Genomic DNA, 9,363 nt, shown 5'->3' with positions numbered 1-9,363 from the left:
ATGGCGGATCACGTGGTGGAGCGGCCGGAGTACGCCGGGGACTTCGAGGGGACGGTGCACGTCGAGTACACGCCGCACCCGGATGACGGGGTGGCGGATCCGGGCGAGGTCGTCTGGACGTGGGTGCCGTTCGAGGAGGACTTCACCCGCGGGAAGGACCGCCCCGTGCTGGTGGTCGGATCGGACGGACCGTGGTTGCTGGCACTGATCCTGACCAGCAAGGACCACGACCGCGACGCCGCCGACGAGGCACGCTGGGGGCGGATCTGGATGGACATCGGCAGCGGCGCCTGGGACAAGGAAGGCCGCCGCAGCGAGGTCCGGCTCGACCGGGTCCTCAAGATCGATCCACGTCATGTGCGTCGCGAGGGCGCCGTCATCGGCGAAGACCTCTTCAACCAGGTAGCTGCCGAGCTCCACAAGATCCACCGCAGCTGACCCGCGGCACCCAGGGCTCAGCCAGGTGGGCGGGTCGTGGTGCTGGTGCTGGGTTTGCCGAGGCCGGGTGGCATGTTGCCGGGCGGCGGGGGCGGGGTGGTGCCGGGCTTGGGGCCGCAGCGGATGTCGTCGGCGGCGTTGTACTTCGTGGTGAAGGACTCGGTCTTCACCCGGGCGCCGTTCTTCGCGAAGTAGCGGTAGACGGTGATGTCGAAGCCAGGGGTCGGCGCCTGGGCCCGGCAGTCCGCCGCGGTGTTGTAGACGACCGCCGGCTGCCGGGGATTGCTCTTCGCCGACTGCCCCGCGGTGATGTCCCAGGTCTTGGTGCCCCAGATGACCACCCGGATACTGCCCTGGTTGCCCGGCGTCGACGGCTTGAAGATCGTCTGGACCAGGACGCCCTTGCCCGAGTCGTTGAGGAACTTCAGGTCCACCGACGGCCACGCCACGGTCGCCTCGCGGCCGACCGGGTAGCGGCTGATGTAGACGCTGTGCGCCTTGTGCTCGAGGATCTTCAGCCCGGCGAAGAAAGCCGCGTTGAACGTCGTCGTCGCCGACTGCGAGACTCCGCCGCCGAGGTCCAGCACGAACTTCCCGCCGCTGATGATGTTGCCCTCGGTGAAGCCGTTCTCCTTGGTCCGCTCGCCGACGATCTTGTTCAGGCTGAACGTCTCGCCCGGCTTCAGCAGCGTGCCGTTGATCTTGGCCGCCGCGGTGCCGATGTTGGTGTTGCGGTACGGCGCGTGCGGGAACTGGGTGGTGAAATCGCCCATCTTCTCCGTGATCCCCAGCGCGGCCGCCTGCTCGGTGGTCACCTTCGCCGGGGTGCGCGTGAGACCCACCGCGGCCCGGCGCTCGCCGGTCGGCTTGGGCAGGATCGCCAGGATCGCCGGCACCACCTTGGTGCGGTCGACCACCATGCCGTCGACGGCCGGGACGACCTTCGGCCCGGGGCCGACGATCTGCACGGTCGCGTCCTTCGGCAACGTCTCCAGGGCCTTGAACCGCTTCTGGAACAACGGCTCCAGCTTCTTCGCGTTCAGCGTCGGGGTGACGTCGCCGTCCTTCGCGGTCAGCGTCAGCGCCGGCGCGATCTCGGCCGGAAGCAGCTCGACCGCCTTGGATCCGACGGTGAGCCGGACCGGACCGGACATCGCGGGCTCGGCGTAGTCCTTCAACGCCTTGTCGATGGCGTCGGAACCGGCCTTCGGCTTGGTCACGCCGACCGGGAGGTCGTTGGGTTCGCCGTCGGCCGGGTAGGCCTCGGCCACCGCGTCCTCGGCCTTGGCGTTGTCCAGCTGCAGACCGTCGGCCGGCGCGTGGGTGACCGGCTTCGTGCCGTCGAACGTGATGGTGCCTTCGGTCGCCGACCGGTTCACCTGGGTGGCGAGCTTCTCGACGGCCGTCTTCAGCTTCACGTCGTCCCTGGTGACGACGGGCTTGATCGCGTCGCCGCCGGTCAGGCCGTGCCAGATCCGGCCCGGGGCCAGGCTGCGGCCCGCGCCCGCGGCGGCCACGGTCGCGTCCAGGTCCACGGACAGGCCGGCGTCGGCCGGGTTGACCTCGAACTTGGACTCGCCCGCCTTCAGCGCGATCGGCTGGGCGATCTGGTCCTTCAGGCCGGCCTCGAGCTTCGCCTTGGCGTCCTTCTGGGACAGACCACCGACCGGGATGCCGAGAACGGTGGTGTCACCGGGGATCTTGTCGCCGGCGAACGCGAACGCCGCGCCGTACCCCACCACGAGCACACCGAGCGCCGCGGCGGCAATGATCCCCGCGAGCTGCCTTCTCCCCACCGGAAAGAGTCCTCCTGCTCGAAGCCATGGACAGGCTGCACCAGCCGGGCATGGCCCGGGGCACAAGGGCACATCCTACGGGACGGGGCAGGCCCCACCGGCCGATGGGGCAGCCCCGGGTTGCCCGACCTGGCCCGGCGATCACGCTCAGGCGTCGGGCAAATCCCGGTAGTGACTGGAGTAGTAGATCAGCGCGCTGGGATCGGCCGGCTCGCCCAGCCCCAGGCTGAGCACCTCGCCGACCACGATCGTGTGGTCGCCCCCGTCGTACGTCGCCCAGGTGCGGCACTCGAGCCAGGACAGCGCGCCGGCGATCAGCGAACACCCGGTCTTCGGGCCGGCCGCCGTACCGATGCCGTCGAACTGGCTGTAGAGGTCGCGCCCCGACCGGGCGAAGCGGTCCGCGATCGACCGCTGGTCCCCGGCCAGGACCGACATCGCCCAATAGCCACAGTCCTGTACGGCGGCGTGCATCCGGACACCCTTGTCGACGCAGACGAGCACCAGCGGCGGATCCAGGGACACCGAGGTGAACGCGCTCGCAGTCATCGCGTGCGCCACACCGTCCTGCAGCGTGCTCATGATCGTGATTCCGGACGCGAACCGTCCGAGCGCCGCACGGAACTCCGCGGGCGCCACACTCCCGCTCGGCTCGGTTGAGGACACCCCAGCAGGTTATGCCCGCTGGAAGGTTGATGCCTCAACCGAGCGTGTGGGAACCGTCACCTCGGTCTACAGACCGGCGAACAGATCGTGCTCCACGCCGTCCGGGCCGGGGGCAGCCGTGCCCTTGACCAGGCGATACGGCTCCGAGCCCCAGATCTGGTTCCCGTTGTTGTTGGACAGGGCGAAGAACGGTCCGTCGACGGTGATCTGGGTGGCGTGCGCCTTCATCGCGTTCATCTTGCGATCCAGGTAGTCGTCACCCTCGATCACGCAGTCGATGAACCGGTCCGGTGTGACGAACGGACCGAGCGGGCCGTCCGGGTCCAGCCCCTCGAACGTCGTCATGTCACCGGCGTCGCGCAACTCGCGCAGCTGCGACCGCATCCGGGACTCCGCCATCGCCGTCCAATAGATCTTCGGGATGTGCCACGCCTCGCCGAGGTCTTCGCGATACGACCTGGCACCGGCCAGGGCAGCGGCGTACGTCGCGACGCGGTGAGCCTTGATGTGGTCGGGATGGCCGTAGTTGCCGTACTGGTCGTAGGTCACCAGCACCTGCGGCCGGACCTCGCGGATGACCGGGATCAGGTCGTCGGCCGCGGTGAGCAGGTCGGCCTGCCAGAAGCTGTCCTTCCGGGTCTCCGGTGGGACGTCCGCGTTGCCCTCGTCGTTGTAGATCATCCCGGTGTCGCGGTACTTGCCGGCACCGCCGAGGAAGCGGTGGTCGGTGACCCCAAGCTCGGCCATCGCGGCGGCGAGCTCGCCGATCCGGTGCGCACCGAGCTGGTCGGTCTGGTCGGCGGCCAGGTGGGTGAGCTCCGGAACGAGCACCTCACCTTCCTCACCGAGCGTGCAGGTGATCAGCGTGACGTGCGCTCCCTCGGCCACATAGCGCGCCATCGTCACGCCGTTGTTGATCGTCTCGTCGTCCGGGTGGGCGTGCACCAGCAGCAGCCGGCGCTCAGCAAGCTCAACCATGGCGAAAGCCTACGTCGAGCCGCGGACAGTTCTCCGGCCTCACCCGCGAAGGCCTGCGACGACAGGGACTCCTGATCAGCCGAAGCGGCGGACCAGGAGGCAGCCGGCCTGGAAGCGGGACTTGGCGCCGAGGCCTGCGATCAGGGCGCTGATCTCCGAGCGCACGGTGCGCAGCGACAACCCGAGGTCGCGCGCGATCGCGGCGTCCTTGGCCCCCGTCGACATCATCCGGCCGATCGCCACCTGACGGCTGGTCAGCTCGCTGACCGCGACCGGGGTCCGGCGCCGCGACCCCAGTTCGTAGACCTCGCACACCACCTCCGGTGCGAAGTCTTCTCGTCGCACCGCGGTAACGGCCGGAAACACCGACATACTGCACTCCTCCCCAAGAGCTTCAGGGAAGGATTCTCTCGGGTGGTCTAATCCACTTACCAGGTACAACCCATACAAACCACCCATACAGTTCCGCAGGGTGAGCTTCCGATGGCGATCCGTCCGCTCCCCTCCCTGTGACTTCCGCCACTCAGAGCCGGGTCCGGAGTTCCCGGACGAACGGCCGATCCGGCACCAGCCAGTCCATTTCGTCGAGCTCCGCCGCGCCGAACCACCGGAGCTCGGCGTGCTCCCGCAGTACCGGTTCGCCGTCGACGATCGACGCCAGGTGGACGTGCAGCCGGTAGGCCGCGGAGATGTCCACGGCCGGCCCGAGCGACGCTCCGACCTTGATCTCCAGGTCGAGTTCCTCGCGGATCTCCCGCACCGCCGCCTGCTCCTCGGTCTCCCCCGGCTCGACCTTCCCGCCCGGGAACTCCCAGCCCCCGTCAGGCCCGGGCCGGTACGCCGCCAGCACGAGCCCATCGCGTACGACGGCCACTCCCACCACCATCTGCACTGTGCCAATTCCTTCCCCAACTCCACCGCCGGAGTCAGGGCGACTCTGCCAGAGAATGTCGGTCACCGTTGGCAGGATGAGCCGCATGCCGTTGCAGAACAGGGTTCTCCCCACGCAGGAGATCGTGGCCGACCCCGGCCGCGGCCTGCTGATGGGCAACCGCGGCAGCCTGCACGGCGCGGACCGCCGCCTGGGCACCACCCGCTGGCGCTCGAAGGCGTGGATCTGCTGCGTCCTTGACTGGAAGGGCGTTCAGCGCGATCCGATGCCGCCCGGGCGCTGGACCGCGCTGTTCTTCTTCGACGAGGCCGTTGCCCTCGCCGCCGGTCATCGGCCCTGTCATTACTGCCGCCGCAGGGATTTCCTGCTGTACGCCGGCGCCTGGGCCAAGGGCCGCGGTCTCGACGAACGGCCCCGCGCCGCCGCGATGGATGCGCAGCTCCACAGCGAGCGTGTCGTCCCACGCACCCGGCAGCAACGCACCACCGTCCAGGACCTCGCCGGCCTCCCGGACGGAGCGATGATCCGGCTCGACGGCCGCCCGGCCCTCGTCCTCGACCACCACGTCCTGCCCTGGTCCTGGGACGGGTACGGCGAACCCGGCCGGCCGGCCGGGCTGCGCGAGGTCGAGGTGCTCACACCGCCGGCCAATCTCGTTGTGCTGCAGGCAGGATTCGATCCATTACTCCACCCGTCTGCACGGTCGCAACTGAGGTGACCCTAACTGGAAACACGCCGTACCGAGGGGTCTTCCGTTGGACGCCTGGCAGAGGCAAAGTGTGCCCATACTGACAGCTACATGACCATCACTGGAGTCGGCATGGGTGAAGGCAACAGCGGCGTTGCCGCAGTCGTCCGCGCGCTCGAGGGCCTACATGATGCCGTGGGCAAACTCAGCCAGGAGTACGGTGACACCCTCGGCATCCGCCGCCTGGTGTCCGATGTGGCTCGGCTGAACGACGATCTGGCTGAGCTCGGCCCGCCCGACCCCCGGCACAGACCCGGACCCGTTCCGGAGGAACTCGAGGAGATTCCCGACGTGGAGTATGACGCGTCCATGTGGACCGACGCGGAGCATGAAGGCTTCGGCGCGCCTGACAGGCACGCCCCCTGATGGCCACGGGTGTAAGCGCTCCCGGTCGCGCACAGATCGGGCAGAAGACATTACGAACCGACCGCTGGTGGCTGGCGCCGCTGCGGATCGGGGTGATCCTGCTCTTCTTCATCGTCTACGCGACGATCCGGATCTTCATGGGCAAGTGGTACTGGGTCGACGACTTCCACTACCTCACCCCGCTGTACTCGCCCTGTCTGAGCAGCTCGTGCGTCGAAGGCTCCAGCCACCTCGGCACCTGGTTCGGCGGATTCCCGCGCTGGCTGCCGTTGAGCCTCATCACCTTCGTGGTGCTGGCCGGCTTCCGCGGCACCTGCTACTACTACCGCAAGGCGGGCTACCGGTCGCTGTTCTTCGCGCCGGCCGCGTGCGCGGTCCCGGAGCCGCACAAGAAGTACACCGGTGAGAGCAAGTTCCCGCTGGTCGCGCTGAACCTGCACCGCTACTTCTTCTACGGCGCGCTGGTCTTCGGCCTGCTCAACGTGTACGACGGCATCCAGGCCTTCCACGGCAAGGACGGTGGCTTCGGCATCGGCCTGGGCACGCTGATCATCTGGGTCAACCTGGTGATGCTCTGGCTCTACACGCTGTCCTGCCACGCCTGCCGGCACATCGTCGGCGGCCGGCTGAAGAACTTCTCCAAGCACCCGCTGCGCTACCGGTACTGGACCTTCGTGTCCAAGCTGAACCCCAAGCACGGCACGTTCGCGATGACGTCGCTGTTCACCGTGATCCTCACCGATGCCTACATCATGGGACTGTCGGCCGACTGGTTCTCCGATCTGCGCTTCTTCAACTGATACAGGATCTCTTCTCACATGACTGAGCTGGAACGACACTCCTACGACGTCGTCGTGATCGGGGCCGGCGGCGCCGGCCTGCGCGCGGCGATCGAGGCTCGCGAGCAGGGCAAGCGCACCGCGATCATCTGCAAGTCCCTGTTCGGCAAGGCGCACACCGTGATGGCCGAGGGTGGCTGCGCGGCCGCGATGGGCAACGCGAACTCCAACGACAGCTGGCAGGTCCACTACCGCGACACCATGCGCGGCGGCAAGTTCCTGAACAACTGGCGGATGGCCGAACTGCACGCGCAGGAAGCCCCCGACCGGGTCTGGGAGCTGGAGACGTACGGCGCGCTGTTCGACCGGACGCCCGACGGCCGGATCAGCCAGCGCAACTTCGGCGGCCACACCTACCCGCGGCTCGCGCACGTCGGCGACCGGACGGGTCTGGAACTGATCCGCACCCTGCAGCAGAAGATCGTCTCGCTGCAGCAGGAGGACTTCCAGGCGACCGGCGACTACGAGGCCAACCTCAAGGTGTACGCCGAGTGCACGGTCACCGAGCTCCTGAAGGACAGCGAGGCGATCTCCGGCGCCTTCGGGTACTGGCGCGAGTCCGGCCGGTTCATCCTGTTCGACGCGCCCGCGGTCATCCTGGCCACCGGCGGCGTCGGCAAGTCGTTCAAGGTCACCTCGAACTCGTGGGAGTACACCGGTGACGGTCACGCCCTCGCGATGCGGGCCGGCGCGACGCTGATCAACATGGAGTTCATCCAGTTCCACCCGACCGGCATGGTCTGGCCGCCGTCGGTGAAGGGCATCCTGGTCACCGAGTCGGTCCGCGGTGACGGCGGCGTCCTGAAGAACTCCGAGGGCAAGCGGTTCATGTTCGAGTACGTGCCCGATGTGTTCCGGGCGCAGTACGCGGAGACCGAGGAAGAGGCCGACCGCTGGTACAAGGACGCCGACAACAACCGGCGCCCACCGGAGCTGCTGCCGCGGGACGAGGTCGCCCGGGCGATCAACTCCGAGGTGAAGGCCGGCCGCGGTACGCCGCACGGCGGTGTGTTCCTGGACGTGTCGTCACGGCTCCCGGCCGAGGAGATCAAGCGCCGGCTGCCGTCGATGCACCACCAATTCAAGGAGCTGGCCGACGTCGACATCACGGCCGAGCCGATGGAGGTCGGTCCGACCTGCCACTACGTGATGGGTGGCGTCGAGGTCGACCCGGACACCGCGCAGTCCGTCGTACCCGGTCTGTTCGCGGCCGGTGAGGTCGCCGGTGGCATGCACGGTTCGAACCGGCTGGGCGGCAACTCGCTGTCCGACCTGCTCGTCTTCGGGCGGCGGGCCGGCATGGGCGCGGCGACGTACATCGACCAGCTCGGTGGCAGCCGGCCGAAGATCTCCGAGGACGACGTCGACGCGGCGGCCGCGGAGGCGCTGGCACCGTTCGAGCTCGAGGGCGGCGAGAACCCGTACTCGATCCACCAGGAACTGCAGCAGTCGATGAACGACCTGGTCGGCATCATCCGCAAGGCGGACGAGATGGAGCAGGCGCTCGGCCGGCTGGCCGACTACCGCGGCCGGATCGCGAAGATGACGGTGGAGGGTCACCGGCAGTTCAACCCGGGCTGGCACCTGGCGCTCGACCTGCGCAACATGCTGACCGTGTCGGAGTGCGTGGCGAAGGCGGCCCTGCAGCGGCAGGAGTCCCGCGGCGGCCACACCCGCGACGACTTCCCCGGCATGAATGCCGAGTGGCGCAAGCTGCTCCTGGTCTGCTCGCTCGACGCCGACGGCGGGGTGAGCGTGGTCCAGAAGGACCAGATCCCGATGCGCGAGGACCTGCTGGAACTGTTCGAACTCGACGAGCTGAAGAAGTACCTGACCGAAGAGGAGTTGCCGGCCACATGAGCTACAAGGGCAAGTTCCGGGTGTGGCGGGGTGACTCCGAGGGCGGTGAGCTCAAGGACTACGAGGTCGAGGTGAACGAGGGCGAGGTCGTCCTCGACGTCATCCACCGGTTGCAGGCGACGCAGACGCCGGACATGGCGGTCCGGTGGAACTGCAAGGCCGGCAAGTGCGGCTCCTGCAGCGCCGAGATCAACGGCATGCCGAAGCTGATGTGCATGTGCCGGATGAACACGTTCGCCGAGGACGAGGTCGTCACGGTCACGCCGATGCGCACCTTCCCGGTGATCCGCGACCTTGTCACCGACGTGTCGTTCAACTACCAGAAGGCCCGCGAGATCCCCGCGTTCACGCCGCCGGCCGACCTGAAGCCGGGCGAGTACCGGATGCAGCAGGTCGACGTGGAGCGCTCGCAGGAGTTCCGCAAGTGCATCGAGTGCTTCCTGTGCCAGGACACCTGCCACGTGATCCGCGATCACGAGGAGAACAAGGAGTCCTTCTCGGGCCCGCGCTTCCTGATGCGGATCGCCGAGCTGGACATGCACCCGCTCGACGCCGCCGACCGTCAGCACGCGGCCCAGGAGCAGCACGGCCTGGGCTTCTGCAACATCACCAAGTGCTGCACGGAGGTGTGCCCCGAGCACATCAAGATCACCGACAACGCGCTGATCCCGATGAAGGAGCGCGTCGCGGACCGCAAGTACGACCCGATCGTCTGGCTCGGCAACAAGATCCGCCGCCGCCCGGCCTGATCGTCTCCCGGAGAGCCCCTGACACTGTGTC

General features: G+C 68.1%; 11 protein-coding genes. 6 read left to right on the top strand and 5 right to left on the bottom strand.

Annotated features, from left to right (window positions below):
- Positions 1-438, top strand: coding sequence for a type II toxin-antitoxin system PemK/MazF family toxin (locus OG876_RS22210; RefSeq protein ID WP_328526823.1), 438 nt, complete (start codon positions 1-3; stop codon positions 436-438).
- Between the two features lie 17 nt (positions 439-455).
- Here OG876_RS22210 and OG876_RS22205 read toward each other — a convergent pair whose 3' ends face one another.
- From OG876_RS22205 to OG876_RS22185, 5 genes are all read right to left on the bottom strand, one after another.
- Entirely contained in the window at positions 456-2,234 is a 1,779-nt protein-coding gene (locus OG876_RS22205) for a VanW family protein (RefSeq protein WP_328526822.1), read from the bottom strand.
- Between the two features lie 147 nt (positions 2,235-2,381).
- Positions 2,382-2,900 (bottom strand): flavin reductase family protein, encoded by a 519-nt coding sequence (locus tag OG876_RS22200; RefSeq protein ID WP_328526821.1) that lies wholly within the window; start codon positions 2,898-2,900, stop codon positions 2,382-2,384.
- 66 nt (positions 2,901-2,966) lie between these two features.
- Positions 2,967-3,878: an N-acetyl-1-D-myo-inositol-2-amino-2-deoxy-alpha-D-glucopyranoside deacetylase gene (gene mshB / locus OG876_RS22195; RefSeq protein WP_328526820.1), complete on the bottom strand. Its 912-nt coding sequence runs from the start codon at positions 3,876-3,878 to the stop codon at positions 2,967-2,969.
- Between the two features lie 75 nt (positions 3,879-3,953).
- The gene (locus OG876_RS22190) at positions 3,954-4,250 is read right to left on the bottom strand and encodes a LuxR C-terminal-related transcriptional regulator (RefSeq protein WP_328526819.1); all 297 of its coding nucleotides are present in this window, start codon (positions 4,248-4,250) and stop codon (positions 3,954-3,956) included.
- A 151-nt stretch (positions 4,251-4,401) separates the two neighbouring features.
- On the bottom strand, positions 4,402-4,764 hold the full coding sequence (locus OG876_RS22185) for a (deoxy)nucleoside triphosphate pyrophosphohydrolase (protein WP_328526944.1): 363 nt from the start codon (positions 4,762-4,764) through the stop codon (positions 4,402-4,404).
- Between the two features lie 91 nt (positions 4,765-4,855).
- Between OG876_RS22185 and OG876_RS22180 the strand changes: the two genes are divergently transcribed.
- The 5 genes from OG876_RS22180 to OG876_RS22160 all read left to right on the top strand — a co-directional run bounded on the left by OG876_RS22180 (position 4,856) and on the right by OG876_RS22160 (position 9,332).
- A complete protein-coding gene (locus OG876_RS22180; RefSeq protein WP_328526818.1) occupies positions 4,856-5,488 on the top strand; it encodes a hypothetical protein in 633 nt (210 codons plus the stop codon).
- Between the two features lie 81 nt (positions 5,489-5,569).
- Positions 5,570-5,884: a hypothetical protein gene (locus OG876_RS22175; protein WP_328526817.1), complete on the top strand. Its 315-nt coding sequence runs from the start codon at positions 5,570-5,572 to the stop codon at positions 5,882-5,884.
- Complete coding sequence (locus OG876_RS22170) at positions 5,884-6,684, top strand: hypothetical protein (RefSeq protein ID WP_328526816.1); 801 nt, start codon at positions 5,884-5,886, stop codon at positions 6,682-6,684. The genes OG876_RS22175 and OG876_RS22170 overlap by 1 nt, the downstream gene beginning before the upstream one ends.
- 18 nt (positions 6,685-6,702) lie before the next feature.
- A complete protein-coding gene (locus OG876_RS22165; RefSeq protein ID WP_328526815.1) occupies positions 6,703-8,583 on the top strand; it encodes a fumarate reductase/succinate dehydrogenase flavoprotein subunit in 1,881 nt (626 codons plus the stop codon).
- A complete protein-coding gene (locus tag OG876_RS22160) occupies positions 8,580-9,332 on the top strand; it encodes a succinate dehydrogenase/fumarate reductase iron-sulfur subunit (RefSeq protein WP_328526814.1) in 753 nt (250 codons plus the stop codon). Before OG876_RS22165 ends, OG876_RS22160 begins: the two co-directional genes overlap by 4 nt.
- The last annotated feature ends 31 nt before the right edge of the window (positions 9,333-9,363 follow it).

The sequence above is a fragment of the Kribbella sp. NBC_00359 genome (assembly GCF_036097425.1).
Lineage (GTDB): Bacteria > Actinomycetota > Actinomycetes > Propionibacteriales > Kribbellaceae > Kribbella.
Note: the sequence above shows the minus strand (reverse complement) of the source record. Positions and strands in the feature narration are given on the sequence as shown.